Genomic DNA, 14,917 nt, shown 5'->3' on the forward strand with positions numbered 1-14,917 from the left:
GGTAACACCCCGAGCGACGACATCGCTTCGCGTCGCGCGGAGGCTGGAGGCATGCGCCTTCGCCCTTCGCGTGGTGCGGGATCGACTGTCCGAAGGGGTTTCTATGCCAAGTTCACATCATTTTGAGATCGTCCGAGGTCGGACATGCTGAAGCCGGTCGAAGACGGCGTCGCGGTGGTCGCGTGCAACACGTGTCGCCATTCCACCGATGCCCGCGACGACGAGCAGGGCCAGCGCGGCGGCGCACGGCTCGTCAGCGCACTGAAGGCGGTTCAGGCGAGCGACCCGGCCTATGCCGACGTCGCTGTGCAGGAGATGCCGTGTCTGTTCGCCTGCCAGGATTTCTGCACGATCCATCTGCGCGCACCTGCTAAGGTCGGCTATGTGCTCGGCCGGTTCGAGCCCACCGAAGACGCCGCGCGCGCGATCCTCGATTACGCGCGGCTCTACGGCGAGAGCGCGTTCGGGCAGGTGCCGTTCAAGCAATGGCCGCAGGGGGTGAAGGGCCACTTCATCACGCGCACGCCGCCTGCCGGGTTCGTCGTGGAATGACGTTTTTTCCGACGGCCGGGGCATTTCTGTCATCCTTGCGCGCGTTGCCGCAGCCGGACGAAGCCGCTCGATCGGCGGCGGTGTCGCGTCAGGGGCAATTGACCAAACCGCCGGGTTCGCTCGGGCGGTTGGAAGATATTGCCGTCTTCATGGCCGGCTGGCAGGGCCACGAACGCCCGCGGCTCGATCGCGGCCGGGTGGTGATCTTCGCGGGTAATCACGGCATCGTTGACCGCGGCGTCAGTGCGTTTCCGGCCTCCGTCACCGCGCAGATGGTGGCCAATTTCGAACATGGCGGCGCGGCGATCAACGCACTGTCGCGCGCGGCGGGGCTCGATCTCAGAGTCGTCCCGCTCGACCTCGACCGGCCGACTATCGATTTCACCGTCGCCCCGGCGATGTCGGAGGAGGAATGTCTCGCCGCGATCAACGCGGGCGCGGCCGTCGTTGCGGACGCGCCCGATCTGATCGTGCTCGGCGAAATGGGGATCGGCAACTCGACCTCGGCCGCCGCGCTGTGCCTCGCCAGCTTCGATGGCTCGGCACGCGACTGGGTCGGGCCCGGTACCGGAGTCGACGACGACGGCATGGCCCGCAAGATCGCGACCGTGGAGGCCGGGCTGGCGCTGCACCGGGACGCACTGACCACCCCGTTCGAGACGCTACGCAGGCTTGGCGGTCGTGAACTTGCGGCGATCGCTGGCGCGGTCCTCGCGGCGCGCCTCGCTGGCGTACCCGTCATGCTGGACGGCTTCATATGCTGTGCCGCGGTCGCGCCGATCGCCGCTGCGTGCCCGGATATCCTCGCGCATTGTCTTGCCGGCCACGTGTCGGCCGAGCCGGGTCATGCGCGCCTGTTGCGGGCATTGGGTCTCGACCCCCTGTTGTCGCTGGGCATGCGGCTCGGCGAGGGAAGCGGCGCGGCGACTGCGACCTTGCTCGTTCGCGCGGCGCTGGCGGCACATGATGAAATGGCGACCTTTGCCGAGGCGGGGGTCTCGATCGCGTGACCGGCTCGCACATGCTGTACCTGATGCGGCATGGCGCACCGGCACGAGAAGGGCTGCTGCTCGGCCGGACCGACGCACCGGTCACGGATAAGGGCATTGCCGCCTGTCTGGCACGGGCGGCGACGCTCGACGTCGCCCGCATCGTGACGTCGGACCTCGCCCGGACTCGCGACTGTGCGCGGGCGATCGCGGCCTGTCGGACGATCGAGGTCGAAGTCGACCCGCGGTGGCGCGAACTAGATTTCGGGGCCTGGGATGGGCTCGAGCCCGCGGAGGTCGACCCGACGGCGTTGGCGCAGTTTTATGACGATCCGGACGCGGCGCCTCCACCGGGCGGGGAGTGCTGGTCTGCGCTTCAAGGCCGCGTGCACGATGCGCTTGCCGACGTGCCCCCGGCGGCGACGCTGGTCGTCACGCATGGCGGCGCGATCCGCGCGGCGCTCGCGGATGTGTGCGGGTTCGATCGACGACAGATTTGGGCGTTCGACCTGCCCTACGCGTCGCTCGTGTCGCTCCGGATTTGGCCTGAAGACGAGCGGACCGTCCAGATCGTCGGGCTCGCGACATGAGGCGGTTGATCGTTGCGTTCGGTTTCCTGACGCGCCTGCCGATGCCGCGCGTGACCGTCGGGCCGAGCGGTTTTGCCGAAGCGATACGCTTCTACCCGATTGTCGGGTTGGCGGTTGGCGTGCTGGTCGCGGTGGCCGGATGGCTTGGCGCGCTGATCGATCCGTGGACGGGCGCCTTCGCCGCGCTACTGACGTGGGTCGCGATCACCGGCGCCCTGCATCTCGATGGACTGGCCGACCTCGCCGACGGCTTGGGCGCGGCGCACGGCGATCGGACGCGGTTGCTCGCCGTGATGGCGGATCCGCATATCGGCAGCTTCGGCGTCGTCGCGATCGTCAGCCAGATGATCGCCAAGCTGGTGCTGCTGCATGCGGTCGGGATGGCAGGCTGGTGGGTCGTCATCCTGGTGCCGTGTGCAGCGCGGATGGGGCCGCTCGCCTGGGCCAGGATGTTGCCGCCGATCCGGGCGGGCGGCCTGGGGGCGGCGATCGCGGGTGCGGTGCGGCGGCAGGACCTCATTGGCTGGGGACTGGTGCTGGCGTTGGCGGCCGTGATGGCTCCGGCGCTGGTGAGCGTTCCGTTCCTGTTGCTAGGCGTCGCGGCGTGGTTGCGGCGGACGCTCGGCGGCGTAACCGGCGATGCCTATGGCGCCGGGATCGAGATCGTCGAGACCGGGGTGCTGCTCGCGCTAGCCATTGGTGGCGGCATGACCGGCACGCTGCGCTAACGCCAGCATCGCGTCGAGATCGAGGTGGCGTTCGAGCGTAGCTGCGATCGCGTCGAGCGCCGCGTCGATCGAGGCGCCGTGATCGGGCCCGACCGCATCGACGCCGATCCTGGCGAGCCAGACCGCGCGCTGTTCGGCGAGCGCCAGCAGGCCGTGGACGTAGCTGCCGGCGACAAGCCCGTCCGCGCTGATCGCACCCTCCGGGCTGCCGTCCGCGCGATGGCCAACGGGCTGGGCCAAGCCGGCGCCATGGGTTTCGCCCATGTGCATCTCATAGCCTGCGAACCGCGCACCGCCCGCGATGCCCTCGACGCGTTCGAGCGTCTTCGTCGCGGTTAGGATCGTGTCGATGTCGAGTAATCCCAGCCCTTCTACGGTGCCCGCCGGGCCCTCGATCCCGTGCGGGTCGGCGATGCTGCGTCCGAGCATCTGATAGCCGCCGCAGAGCCCGAGCACAGGCTTGCCGCGACGATGATGCGCGCGGATGTCGATGTCCCAGCCTTCTGCGCGCACGAAGGCGAGATCGGGGATCGTCGCCTTCGATCCGGCGAGGATGATCATGTCGACATCGGGGATCGCGGTGCCGGGCGGTATCATCAGCAGCGATACGCCGGGTTCGAGCCGGAGCGGATCGAGATCGTCGAAATTGGCGATCCGTGGCGTGATCGGGCAGGCGATCGTCACCCGGCGCCCCGTCGACATGGCGGAGCGTTCGAGGATCACCGCGTCCTCGCTCGGCAACCGGCCGGCGTCGGCGAGCCACGGCACGACGCCGTAGCCGCGCCATCCACTGCGCGCCTCGATCGCGCGATAGCCATCGTCGAAGAGCGCAGGATCGCCGCGGAATTTGTTGATCAGGAAGCCGTGGATCATCGCCGCGTCGGCTGGATCGATCACCGCGCGCGTACCGACCAGCGACGCAATGACGCCGCCACGATCGATGTCGCCGACCAGGATGACGGGGATGTCGGCGGCGCGCGCGAAACCCATATTGGCGATATCGCCGTCGCGCAGGTTGATCTCGGCGGGGCTGCCCGCGCCCTCGACGACGACCAGATCGCAGCCTGCCGACAGGCGCTCGAAGCTGTCGAGGACGTCGACCAGCAAGCCGGCGCGCCCCTCGCGCCAGCGCGCCGCGGCAAGCGTGCCTCGGACCCGCCCGCGGACGATCAGTTGCGAGGTGCGGTCGCCCTGCGGCTTCAGCAGCACCGGGTTCATGTCGACGCTGGGCTCTACCCGGCAGGCGATCGCCTGAGTCGCCTGCGCACGCCCGATCTCGCCACCATCGGCGGTGACGGCGGCGTTGTTCGACATGTTCTGCGGCTTGAACGGGCGGACCGACAGCCCACGATTGGCGAACGCACGGCAGAGTCCCGCGACCAGCACCGACTTGCCGACGTCCGAGCCGGTTCCCTGCAACATCAGAGCAGCCATGCGATCGCTCCGGCGATAACGAGGAGAAGGATGCAGGCTCGGCGATAGATGCCGAGCGCGTCAGTGAGGTCCGCCACCGATACGTCGACGCGGCCGTTGCCGATATAGGGCTTGTCGGCGACGAGGCCATCATAGGCGATCGGCCCAGCCAGGCGCAGGTCGAGCGCGCCGGCCATCGCTGCCTCGGGCCAGCCGGCATTGGGCGAGGTATGCTTCGAGGCGTCCCGCAGCATCGTTCGCCAGCCGCCACCGGCGGCGATGCAGAGCAGCGCGCCACTGATCCGTGCAGGGATCAGATTGGCGATATCGTCGGTGCGTGCCGCCGCCCAGCCGAACGCACGCCAGCGGTCCTCGCGGTGCCCGATCAGGCTGTCGGCGGTGTTGATCGCCTTGTACGCCCAGAGGCCGGGCAGGCCGGCGACCAACAGCCAGAACAGCGGTGCGACCACGCCGTCGCAGACACTCTCCGCGAGGCTCTCGATTGCGGCGCGGGCGACTCCAGCTTCGTCGAGCGTCGCGACGTCCCGTCCCACGATCATCGCGACGCGCGCGCGCGCCGTTTCGAGATCGCCGCCTTGCAATGCGCGCGCGATCGGGACGACATGGTCGTGGAGGCTACGGATCGCGAGGCCGGGGGCGGCCATCAGGCCGATGGCTATCCATGCGGCGTGGCCGAACGCGATCCGGGCAAGCTCGGCGGCCAGCCACGCGCCACCTGCCGCCACTGTGATGACCAACGCGATCGTCAGGACGCCGGCAGCACGGCGGGTCGCACTTGATGAAACGGGACGGTTCCAGCGCGTTTCGGCCCAGCCGATCAACCGTGCGAACCCGCCGACCGGGTGTCCGACCTTGGCATAGAGCGCCGCAGGCCAGCCGATTGCAATGTCGACGATGATCGCAAGCGCTGCGACGGGTTCAGCCATGCGAAGGCGCTCGGCCCAGCCGCTCGAACGCTGCTTCGTCCCCCGGCACGCCCATCCGGAGCCAGCGCGGCGAATGGTCGAAGGTTCGCGTGAGGATGCCTGCGCGTGCGAGCCGCACGAACAGCACCTCTGCATCGTCGGTGTCGATCAGGCGAAACAGCGCGCAACCACCGCTGGCCCGTAGACCGTGATCGGACAGCAAGGCATCGAGCCGCGCAGCACGGTCCAGGATCAACCTGCGGGCCTGCGCGATCCAGTCGGTGTCGCGGTACGCGGCGATACCATAGGCGACGGCATGCGCGGATACCGGCCAGCTCCCCAACTGGCGGCGCATCTGGGCCGCCTGCAACGGTGGCGCGATCATGAAGCCCAGCCTGATGCCGGGCAGGCCGAAGAACTTACCGAAAGACCGGAACACGATGGCGCGATCGTCGCGCGAAAGCAGGGGGACGATGCTCGTATTCGGCGCAACGTCCGCAAAGGCTTCGTCTACCACCAGCCAAACGCCCTTGCGCGCAACTGCCACCAGCCGATCGGGCGCGTCGACCAGGCCGTCCGGATTGTTGGGGTTGGCCAGCAACAGCGTACCATCGTCGACCGTATCGATTCCGGCGCGGGCGATCGGTATCGCGCCGCGGATGGCATCGGCATGCGTGGCGTAGCTCGGCGTAACGAACCGGACGGGCGTGGGCAGGTCCAGCTGGGACAGCAGCCGCAAACCAACCTCGCTGCCGGGTAACGCCACGACGCGGTCTGCGCTGGTGCCGAACACTGCGGCGGCGGTTGCTTCCAGTGTCTGGAGGTCGGTGGGCGAGGGCAGGCTATGAAGATCGACCGCGGGCAGGGGATCGGCGGTCCAGGCGCACGGATTGATCCCGGTCGACAGATCGAGCCAAGGGCGCGGCGCGTCGGGATAGAGAGCGGCGGCGATATCGATCCGTCCGCCGTGGATGCGCAGCGCGTTCATAGGGTCTTTCACTCGATCGGGCGCTTTCGCTTGATCTTGCAAGCGTCATCGTCATTCCGGTCGCGAGCCGCAAGCACGAAGGAGATGGCGGGATGCAATCGGTTGGGGCCCCGTTCGGGAAAAGCCTGTTCGTGCTGGGGGGCGCGCGGTCCGGCAAGAGCCGCCATGCGCAGGCGGTGGCAGAAGCGGCGGCGGATCAGGCCGGCGCTCGGCTCGTCTATGTCGCGACCGCGCAGGCGTTCGATGGCGAGATGGAAGATCGGATCCTCCGGCATCGCGCGGATCGCGACGCGCGCTGGCAGACGGTCGAGGCACCGATCGCCCTCGCCGCGACGTTGGCGACGAAGGACGGTGCCGAGGTGGTCATGCTCGTCGATTGCCTGACGCTGTGGGTGTCGAACCTGCTGCTCGCAGACGAGGCGATCGCGGCACGAACGGATGATCTGGTGAAGGCGATCGCCGGGTTGAAGGGGCGCGTCATTCTCGTCTCGAACGAAGTCGGGCAGGGGATCGTCCCCGACAACGCGCTGGCCCGCCGCTTTCGCGACGCGGCAGGGCTGCTGCATCAGCGCATCGCCGCTCAGGTCGACTCCGTCGATATGGTCATGGCGGGTCTTGCACAGCGCTGGAAGGGAGCGCGCCCGGAGTGATACCGCCAGCCGGAAGGACGCAAGCGATCGTTTCCCATCCGTTCTGGTTGGCTTTTGCGTGGTAGGCGAGCATAGGATGTCACCGCAGAAAACAGGGGCGTGATGCATAGCGAAGCGCAGACGATCGCACGGTTGAAATCCATGGCGTTTCTGATCGAAGAGGCGTTGCGGATTGCCGATGAAGGCGACAATGCCATGCTTGGTGCCAAGCTAAGCGACTGTATCGATTGCGTTCATGCGGCGCTGACAGAGCTCGATGACGGGGCGAACTTCGCCTCGGTTTCCGACACGAGCGCATCTCCACTGCCAACAGACCTGACGCCTCTGTCTATTTGACGTTGCCGGCCAGGACGGGCCGCAGCGCGATTTTCCACCGGACCAGCGAGCCAGGCCATCGGGCGTGAAGGGTCTTGCGCGCGCACGTCATGCCCTAACTCCGTGGTTGAGGAGGATGCGTAGAGAACTGAAACTCGCGCGCGGAAGCCAGAAATCAAGAGTACATCGCGACCTAGATGGAACATTTGTTCGTTGGACTCGTATAATCTACCTAAATAGTTAGCCGGGCGTTTGCTGCTTTCAGAGCCCTGCGATCGTCTTAATCCCCCTATATTTGCCGAACGAACGAAATTAATTGAGTTTCGTTGGCTTCTCGCAACAAATATTGAAACAAAACCACCACGGGTATGTTAAAACGATTTATCGTCAGGCGATATTTTGGGCACTGACGGCCGAGAGATGCATGTGCTCCCGCCCCGATAATCGCGGGAGAACACTAATGGCCGGCTTGCCGAGCCCCTTGGCGCTAATGGTCCGAAAGCTGGAAACGCATGCCGTTCTGGACGCTGACGATCGCGCCGCATTGTTCGCGCTTCCCTACACGTTGAAAACATTCGAGCCTTCTTCGTATCTGGTGCGAGAGGGAGATGCGCCCGAACAATGCGCGGTACTGTTGTCGGGGTTCGCCTATCGTCAGAAGCTGACCGGAGCAGGAATGCGACAGATCGTGTCACTCCATATTCCGGGTGAAGCGCTGGATTTCCAGCATCTGTTTCTCGACGTTGCCGACCACAATGTTCAGACCCTGACGCGCGCCGAGGTCGCGACGATCCCACGCACCGCGCTGCGTGAACTGGCTCGCGAACGCGCGTCGATCGGCAACGCGATATTCGTCAATACGCTGGTCGAGGGTTCGATCTTTCGCGAATGGATCCTCAACATCGGTCGACGCGATGCACGGTCACGGCTTGCGCATTTCCTCTGCGAATTTGCGATCCGGCTGGATATGCAGGGGCTTACGGGGGAGCACGGCTATGAATTGCCGATGAGCCAGGAACAGCTCGGTGACGCGCTCGGTTTGACGGCGGTTCACGTCAACCGGACGATCAAGTCGCTGGAAGCCGACGGGTTGATCAGCCGTAACCGCCGCCGCATCGGGTTTCCGCAATGGGATGCGCTGCGCGAACTGGCCGACTTCTCGAGCCGGTATCTGCATCTGGCGCAGCAGAAGAACTAGTGTGCGAGCTAGCCGTTGCGGGCGTGATCGACCGAGTCGATGATCCGCCCGCCGGCCATGAAGACGGCAACCGGACATGCCGCGAACAACAGCCAGCCGCCATATCCCGGATAGAGATCGAGATAATGGCGGCCGCGTTCGACCGCGCCGAGACCGAGGCCGTAAATCACGAGAAAGGCCTCGAACTTCGTCTTGATGATGAAAAGGCGAGCAAAACGATTCCACATTCCCGTTACTCAGCAAGATGCGTACCAACGGCGGAAACCGGCGTTTTCCGTGTCACGTAAGATGGTTAATTGTAAATTAACCCGACGGTGAGCGTTCAGAGTCGGGGGACGTGGACCACGCGGTCGTCTTTGTCGACGCGTAGTGCTCGCGCGCAATCTTCCGATAGAATTACACCGTCGCTCGTCTCCCGAACGCAACCGAACGCAGCGCGGAAGTTTGCGAGTTGGCCGGTTGCCACCAGTGATTGCGTTCCACCGTCGCCTTCGATCCCGACGATAGCGTCCTCACGCGCATCGGCGATCGACCGGACGCGGTCGGTGCGCGCGGTCATCGTCGGGCCGCCGTCGAAGATGTCGACATAGTTCTCGAACGCGAAGCCTTCGTTCTCGAGCATCCGCATCGCTGCGCGCCCCGAGGGATGCGGCAAGCCGATCGCGGCACGTGCGGTCTCGGTCAGCATCGCGGTGTAGATCGGGTGCTTGGGCATCAGATCGGCGATGAACTGATGCCCGTTGATCGCATTGAACTGATCCGCATCCTGGAAATTCATCCCGAAGAAGCGTCCTGCGAGACCATCCCAGAACGGCGATCCGCCGGCCTCGTCGATCACGCCGCGTAGCTCGGCGAGGATGCGGTCGGCAAAGCGGGCGCGGTGCATCTTGATGAAGAGGTAGCGGCTGCGGGCGAGCAGCAGGCCGAGACCGCCGGCACGTTCGCCAGGATGCAGGAACAGCCCGCCGACTTCGCTCGCGCCTTCGAGATCGGTGGCGAGCGACAGCATGTCGGCGCGGAAGGTGCGGTTGAGCTCCTTGCTGTGCTGCGTGAGTTGGCCGATCCGGTAGCTGTAGAACGGGTAGCTCTGGCCGACTTGCGTGAAGATCTGACAGGTGCCGCGGACTTCGCGGGTCTCGATGTTCTCCAGGATCAGCACGAACAGCTCGTCTTGCAGGGGGCCGTCGGTGCGCGCGAAGGCGGCGTGGCTGCGTTCGAGCTTCGCGGTGAGCGCGCGGCGATCGGGCGGCAGATTGGTGAAACCACCGCCGGTCAGCTTGGCCATCTCGTAGAGATGCTGAAGGTCGTCGTCGACCGCGGCCCGGATTCTGAAACTCACAAGCGGCCCTCCGCGATACGCAATATGGTGACCGCCGACAGCGCCGCGCGCTCGGCGAGGCTGTCGGGGATCATGAACTCGTCGGTCGAATGGATCGCGCCGCCGCGGACGCCCATCGTGTCGACCACCGGCACGCCGGCAGCGGCGATGTTGTTGCCGTCGCAGACGCCGCCGGTGGCTTTCCATGCGATGTCGAGGCCAAGGTCCGCGCCGGATGCCTTGACCAGATCGAACAGGCGCGCGGCGCCCGCGTCGATCGGTTTTGGGGGGCGGTTGAAGCTGCCATGGACCTCGATGCGCACGTCGTGCTCGGCCGCGACCATCGCGACCGCGGAGTCGATGTGTGACTGGGCGCGGGCGATGTCGTCGAGCGTGGCGGGCCGGAAGTTGACGCGGAGGATAGCGAGGTCGGGGACGACGTTGTTCGGGCCACCGCCCTCGATCCGTGCCGGGTTCACCGCGAGGCGAGGGCCGCGGACCTTCGATAGCCGTACTGCAATATCGGCGGCTGCTACGAGTGCGTTGCGGCCGTCTTCGGGATTGCGGCCGGCATGCGCGCTGCGGCCATGGACGATGATCGAGAAGTTTCCCGTACCGCCCCGTGCGCCAGCGAGCGTGCCATCGGCCAGCGCAGGTTCGTAGGTAAGCGCGGCGACCTTGCCGTGCGCGGCGCGGGCGAGCAACGCGGCAGACGAGAAGGAGCCGGTTTCCTCGTCCGAATTGATGACGACGTCATAGCCGATCCGCGCTGCAAGGGGGCTGGCCTCGACCGCCCGGAGTGCTGCGAGCATCACCGCCAACCCGCCCTTCATGTCGGCGACGCCGGGGCCGTTCAGCCGGCCGTCGTCGAGCCATTGCAGCGACTGGAACGCGTGATCGACCGGATAGACGGTGTCCATATGGCCCGTGAACAGCATGCGGACCGGCGCATCGGGGCGCACGACGAGGTGCAGGTGCTTGCCGTGCTCGATCGCCGAAACCACGCCATCGGAACCGACATTGTCGACCGGAGTCGGCTCGACCAGTGCGATCTCGCCCGGCAGGACCGCGAACGCGTCGCTGAGCAATTCGGTCATCGTCGCCAGCCCGATAAGGTTGCGCGTGCCGCTGTTGACGGCCGCCCACGCTTCGACCTGCGCCAACATCGGTATGGCGCCCGCCGTATCGACGGCATCACGCTCTATCGTTGAAAGTCCCCTCATCGCGCGACCCTAGCGAGGCCGGGCGCGTGTGGGAACAGCGTCAGAAGCTGTAGACCAGCGAGGCGCGGCTCGTGGTATCGGTCGAGACCGAGCCGATCGGCGGCTCGCTTTCATACTGCACGCTGTACGACAGCGACGCGGACAGCGGCCCGATCAGTTTCGCGTTGACCGAAGTCGTGCCGCTGAGGGTGCTGTTGAACCGCTGGACATAGGCCGACGCGACCTGGCTGACAGAAAGGCCGCTGAGGATACGAACGCTGAAATTGGCCGTCCCGCGTGCCGCGATGCTGCTCTGCGTCGTGTCATCGGTGAACTCGGTATGACGGTATGCCGGCCCGAGTTCGAGATCGAGCTTGGTCCCCGCGGTCTTGATAAGGCTGTAGCCCGCACCGACCGACGTGGAGTAGCGATTGAAATAACCGAGGAACCGATCGCCCTCATATTGCGCGACACCGTAGATATAGGCGCGGTCGTCGACCTTGTAGTTGGGTTCGTACGAGGCGAGGTAGTGCTCGCGCGTCGTGATGTTCAGGTTGGACTGATAATCCGCCTGAGCATGGAATTTGTGGCGCCAGCGAAGGCCTTCGCGGTTGAGGTCGAGCACGGCGGTGCCGCCGGCGGTGTCGGAATTGCCGGTCGTCAGATAGCCGCCGACTTCCGCCCTGCCGCTCCACAAATCGAGGAAACTGGCTTGGCGAATGACCTGCGTCCGTTGTTCGGCGCGGTCGGCCTTCCACTTCTCGGCGATCGCCAGCACCGCATCGCCGCTGAGCGGATCGGCAGCGCGCGCGTATTTGGCGATCGTGTTGACGTCCGCCTCGTTACCCGCCTCCAGCGCCGCGTCGAGCATTGCGCGGATCGTCTCGGGGATCATCACCGATTGCGGATCGGGCGCGTTCGCCAGCAGCAACGGGGCGAGCAGGAGAGGGGCTAAGCGGCGCACAGCCGTTCCGTAACGGCAGCGTGACGGATTGGGAACTGCTCAGCGTGTCGAGATTGCGCCGAGATGTGGCGCGAAGGCGGCGAGTACCTGTTCGTAGAGCGCCTTCTTGAACGGCACGATCAACCGCGGCAGGTCGGCGGGATCGCTCCAGCGCCATGCACGGAACTCCTCGTGGTCGGTGGCGATGTTCACGTCGGCGTCGGTGCCGAGGAATCGGTACAGGAACCAGCGCTGCGTCTGGCCGCGCCATTTGCCCTTCCACACCTTGCCGAGCAGTTCTGGAGGGAGGTCGTAAACAAATTCACCGGGCGCTTCGGCGATCAGTTCGACCTTGTCGGGCATGACGCCGGTCTCCTCGCCGAGTTCGCGCAACGCGGCGGCTTCGGCGTCCTCGCCGGGGTCGATCCCACCCTGCGGCATCTGCCATGCCTCCAGCGGCGAATCGTTGCGCTGACCGACGAAGATCTTCCCCTCCGCGTTCACGAGCATGATGCCCGCGCAGGGACGGTAGGGCAGGGTCGAAACGTCGGTCAAAATAATCTCCGCAACGCAGGGGCTTGGGGCTCGGACAACTTGGGGGTCGGCGGGCGCGCTCCTACCTACGGAGCATGATCCATGTCGTCCACCATCCCGACTATGTCACGCCGGCGCCGGCGCGCTCGACCTATCGCTGGAACAAGAACGGGCTGATCCGCGACCTGCTGCTCGAAAAGGGCGATGCAGTGGCGTGGCACCGGGCCGAGACTACGCCGACTGCTTGGCTGGAGGCGGTGCATGACGAGGACTACGTCGCCGAGGTGCTCCGCGCGGACGTGCCGAAGGAGAAGGAGCGGCGGATCGGTTTTCCGGTGACTGCAGCGGTGGCGTCGCGCGCGGCGATCGTTCCACACGGGACGTGGCTCGCGGCGTGCCTCGCGCTGAAACACGGGTTCGCGGCGAATACGGCGGGCGGGAGCCATCATGCGCTGGCGAACACCGGCGCTGGGTTTTGCGTGTTCAACGATCTCGCGGTGGCGGCGGCACGGCTGATCGACGAGGGGCGGGTGGCGCGTGTGCTCGTCGTTGATTGCGACGTGCATCAGGGGGATGGGACCGCTGCACTGCTCGCGGGACGGCCGGAGATCGCAACCTATTCGATCCATGCGGAGAAGAATTTTCCGGTGCGGAAGGCGCGTTCGACGGTCGACGTGCCGTTGCAGGACAAGGTCGGCGATGAGGCGTATCTGGCGACGCTGGAGGCGACCCTGGTGCCGTTGCTCGATGAGTTTCGGCCTGAGGTGATCCTGTATCAGGCTGGGGTGGATCCGTTCGAGGGCGATCGGCTCGGGCGACTAGCGCTGACCTTGCACGGTCTGGCAAGGCGAGAACGGCTTGTCGCTCGCCTCGCGATTGCGCGCGGCGTGCCGCTCGCGAGCACGGTGGGCGGCGGGTACGGCGAGGACGCGCTGGCGATCGCCGAACGACACGTGGCGGCGATCATGACGCTGGGGGAAACTTTCGCAGCGGCGTGATGCTGGATCGCGGGTTGCTGCGTTGGGGATGCGATGACGACACCTGTTCTTCTCTGGCTTCGCCAGGACCTCCGCCTTCACGATCACCCCGCGCTGATCGCCGCCGCGCATGCCGGGCCGGTGATCCCGGTCTACGTGCTTGACGACGACGCGCCGGGGAAATGGAAGATGGGGGGCGCTCAGCGGTGGTGGCTGCACCACACGCTCGACTCGTTCGACAAGTCGCTGGCGGACAAGGGGTTGAAGCTGGTCCTGCGACGCGGTGATGCGGTCGAGGTGCTGACGGTATTGATGAAGGAAACCGGTGCCGAGCAGGTGCATGCGATCCGGCATTACGAGCCTTGGTGGCGGAAGGCCGAAGCAGCGCTTGGCGATCGGCTGTGCCTGCATGACGGCAACCACCTTGCCCGCGTCGAGGATGTGAAGACGGGGTCGGGCGGGCAGTTCAAGGTCTATTCGTCGTTCTGGAAGGCGCTGAACCAAATGATGCCGCCGGGCGATCCCGAGCCGACGCCGCGGACGATCCCGGCGCCGTCGAAATGGCCGAAGAGCGAGACGCTGGCGGAGTGGGACCTGCTGCCGACCAAGCCGGACTGGTCGACGGGATTCGGCGACTGGACGCCGGGCGAGGCGCAGGCGTTGAAGAACGCGAAGGCGATGGCGCCGATCGTAGAAGCCTATGACGTCGATCGCAACATGCCGTCGATCGAGGGCACATCGCGCCTGTCGCCGCACCTGCATTTCGGCGAGATCTCGCCGCGTGCGGTGTGGCACGCGGTAGATGGTCATGGCGATGCCACCACGTTTCGCAAGGAACTAGCGTGGCGCGATTTCACCGATGGCGTCGTGCTGACGATGCCGGATTACGGCGATACGAACGGGCGGCCGAAGTTCGAAAAGCTGCCGTGGCGGTCGGGCAAGGACGCCGAGGCGGACCTGAAGGCGTGGCAGGAGGGCAAGACCGGCTATCCGATCGTCGATGCCGGAATGCGCCAGCTTTGGGCGACCGGCTGGATGCACAACCGCGTGCGGATGATCACGGCGAGCTTCCTGGTGAAGCATCTGCTGATCGACTGGCGCGAGGGCGAGCGCTGGTTCTGGGACTGCCTCGTCGATGCCGATTACGGGAATAATTCGGTGAACTGGCAGTGGGTGGCGGGGACAGGAGTGGATTCGAACATGTTCGGTCGGATCATGGCTCCGCTGTCGCAGTCCGAGAAGTTCGATGCAGGGAACTATATCCGCGAGTGGGTGCCGGAACTGGCGAAGGTGACCGGCGAAGCGATCCATGATCCGGAGGAGTCCGGCTGCCGGCCAAAGGTGTACCCGGCAAAAATCGTCGGCCACCGCGAAGGACGCGAGCGAGCTCTCGAAGCCGGGCGACACGCCCGCTAGGGTCGGGCGACTCCTCTCCCTGAAAGGGAGGGGTTGGGGGTGGGTCGGGTTCCGCTTGGTCGACCGTCCGTGGCTTGAACCCGCCAACCCACCCCCGGCCCCTCCCTTCCAGGGAGGGGAGTGCGTTGTGGACTTGAATTACGTTACAGCCGTTTCCGCGCCGACGCCTCTTTCCTAG

General features: G+C 65.9%; 17 protein-coding genes. 9 read left to right on the forward strand and 8 right to left on the reverse strand.

Translation table 11 applies throughout. The features are described 5' to 3' along the window. The first annotated feature begins 144 nt into the window (after positions 1 to 144). The 4 genes from IFT67_RS00455 to cobS are packed head-to-tail and all read left to right on the forward strand — an operon-like array spanning position 145 to position 2,859. Positions 145 to 552: a DUF1636 domain-containing protein gene (locus IFT67_RS00455; RefSeq protein ID WP_192144620.1), complete on the forward strand. Its 408-nt coding sequence runs from the start codon at positions 145 to 147 to the stop codon at positions 550 to 552. Next, a complete protein-coding gene (cobT, locus tag IFT67_RS00460; RefSeq protein ID WP_192144621.1) occupies positions 549 to 1,562 on the forward strand; it encodes a nicotinate-nucleotide--dimethylbenzimidazole phosphoribosyltransferase in 1,014 nt (337 codons plus the stop codon). The genes IFT67_RS00455 and cobT overlap by 4 nt, the downstream gene beginning before the upstream one ends. Beyond that, a complete protein-coding gene (locus tag IFT67_RS00465; RefSeq protein ID WP_446740781.1) occupies positions 1,559 to 2,131 on the forward strand; it encodes a histidine phosphatase family protein in 573 nt (190 codons plus the stop codon). The genes cobT and IFT67_RS00465 overlap by 4 nt, the downstream gene beginning before the upstream one ends. Then, a complete protein-coding gene (cobS, locus tag IFT67_RS00470) occupies positions 2,128 to 2,859 on the forward strand; it encodes an adenosylcobinamide-GDP ribazoletransferase (protein WP_192144622.1) in 732 nt (243 codons plus the stop codon). The genes IFT67_RS00465 and cobS overlap by 4 nt, the downstream gene beginning before the upstream one ends. Here the strand turns inward: cobS and IFT67_RS00475 are convergent. The 3 genes from IFT67_RS00475 to IFT67_RS00485 are packed head-to-tail and all read right to left on the reverse strand — an operon-like array spanning position 2,821 to position 6,186. Next, positions 2,821 to 4,293: a cobyric acid synthase gene (locus tag IFT67_RS00475; RefSeq protein ID WP_192144623.1), complete on the reverse strand. Its 1,473-nt coding sequence runs from the start codon at positions 4,291 to 4,293 to the stop codon at positions 2,821 to 2,823. The two genes, cobS and IFT67_RS00475, sit on opposite strands and share 39 nt — an antisense overlap. After that, complete coding sequence (gene cbiB, locus IFT67_RS00480; RefSeq protein WP_192144624.1) at positions 4,281 to 5,219, reverse strand: adenosylcobinamide-phosphate synthase CbiB; 939 nt, start codon at positions 5,217 to 5,219, stop codon at positions 4,281 to 4,283. Before cbiB ends, IFT67_RS00475 begins: the two co-directional genes overlap by 13 nt. Next, the gene (locus IFT67_RS00485; RefSeq protein WP_192144625.1) at positions 5,212 to 6,186 is read right to left on the reverse strand and encodes a threonine-phosphate decarboxylase; all 975 of its coding nucleotides are present in this window, start codon (positions 6,184 to 6,186) and stop codon (positions 5,212 to 5,214) included. Before IFT67_RS00485 ends, cbiB begins: the two co-directional genes overlap by 8 nt. Positions 6,187 to 6,278: 92 nt before the next feature. Between IFT67_RS00485 and cobU the strand changes: the two genes are divergently transcribed. The 3 genes from cobU (at position 6,279) to IFT67_RS00500 (ending at position 8,349) form a co-directional block, all read left to right on the forward strand. Next, positions 6,279 to 6,836 carry a bifunctional adenosylcobinamide kinase/adenosylcobinamide-phosphate guanylyltransferase gene (gene cobU / locus IFT67_RS00490; protein WP_192144626.1) on the forward strand — a complete coding sequence of 186 codons (558 nt, stop codon included), beginning with the start codon at positions 6,279 to 6,281 and terminating at the stop codon, positions 6,834 to 6,836. 102 nt (positions 6,837 to 6,938) lie between these two features. Beyond that, entirely contained in the window at positions 6,939 to 7,172 is a 234-nt protein-coding gene (locus IFT67_RS00495; protein ID WP_192144627.1) for a hypothetical protein, read from the forward strand. Positions 7,173 to 7,467: 295 nt separating this feature from the next. Continuing rightward, on the forward strand, positions 7,468 to 8,349 hold the full coding sequence (locus IFT67_RS00500) for a Crp/Fnr family transcriptional regulator (RefSeq protein ID WP_244647111.1): 882 nt from the start codon (positions 7,468 to 7,470) through the stop codon (positions 8,347 to 8,349). 8 nt (positions 8,350 to 8,357) lie between these two features. Here IFT67_RS00500 and IFT67_RS00505 read toward each other — a convergent pair whose 3' ends face one another. From IFT67_RS00505 to IFT67_RS00525, 5 genes are all read right to left on the reverse strand, one after another. After that, the gene (locus IFT67_RS00505) at positions 8,358 to 8,576 is read right to left on the reverse strand and encodes a hypothetical protein (RefSeq protein ID WP_192144628.1); all 219 of its coding nucleotides are present in this window, start codon (positions 8,574 to 8,576) and stop codon (positions 8,358 to 8,360) included. A 95-nt stretch (positions 8,577 to 8,671) separates the two neighbouring features. Further along, positions 8,672 to 9,688, reverse strand: a complete 1,017-nt coding sequence (astA, locus tag IFT67_RS00510) for an arginine N-succinyltransferase (protein ID WP_192144629.1) — start codon at positions 9,686 to 9,688, stop codon at positions 8,672 to 8,674. Continuing rightward, complete coding sequence (locus IFT67_RS00515; protein WP_192144630.1) at positions 9,685 to 10,890, reverse strand: hydrolase; 1,206 nt, start codon at positions 10,888 to 10,890, stop codon at positions 9,685 to 9,687. Before IFT67_RS00515 ends, astA begins: the two co-directional genes overlap by 4 nt. Before the next feature lie 40 nt (positions 10,891 to 10,930). Further along, a complete protein-coding gene (locus IFT67_RS00520) occupies positions 10,931 to 11,833 on the reverse strand; it encodes a DUF481 domain-containing protein (RefSeq protein WP_342450521.1) in 903 nt (300 codons plus the stop codon). Between the two features lie 39 nt (positions 11,834 to 11,872). After that, complete coding sequence (locus tag IFT67_RS00525) at positions 11,873 to 12,367, reverse strand: RNA pyrophosphohydrolase (RefSeq protein ID WP_192144631.1); 495 nt, start codon at positions 12,365 to 12,367, stop codon at positions 11,873 to 11,875. A gap of 74 nt (positions 12,368 to 12,441) precedes the next feature. Here IFT67_RS00525 and IFT67_RS00530 point away from each other — a divergent pair, with 74 nt between their 5' ends. Continuing rightward, complete coding sequence (locus IFT67_RS00530) at positions 12,442 to 13,344, forward strand: histone deacetylase family protein (RefSeq protein WP_192144632.1); 903 nt, start codon at positions 12,442 to 12,444, stop codon at positions 13,342 to 13,344. 33 nt (positions 13,345 to 13,377) lie between these two features. After that, entirely contained in the window at positions 13,378 to 14,739 is a 1,362-nt protein-coding gene (locus tag IFT67_RS00535; protein WP_192144633.1) for a cryptochrome/photolyase family protein, read from the forward strand. Positions 14,740 to 14,917: the final 178 nt, after the last annotated feature.

The sequence above is a fragment of the Sphingomonas sp. CFBP 13728 genome, from assembly GCF_014841895.1.
GTDB lineage: Bacteria > Pseudomonadota > Alphaproteobacteria > Sphingomonadales > Sphingomonadaceae > Sphingomonas.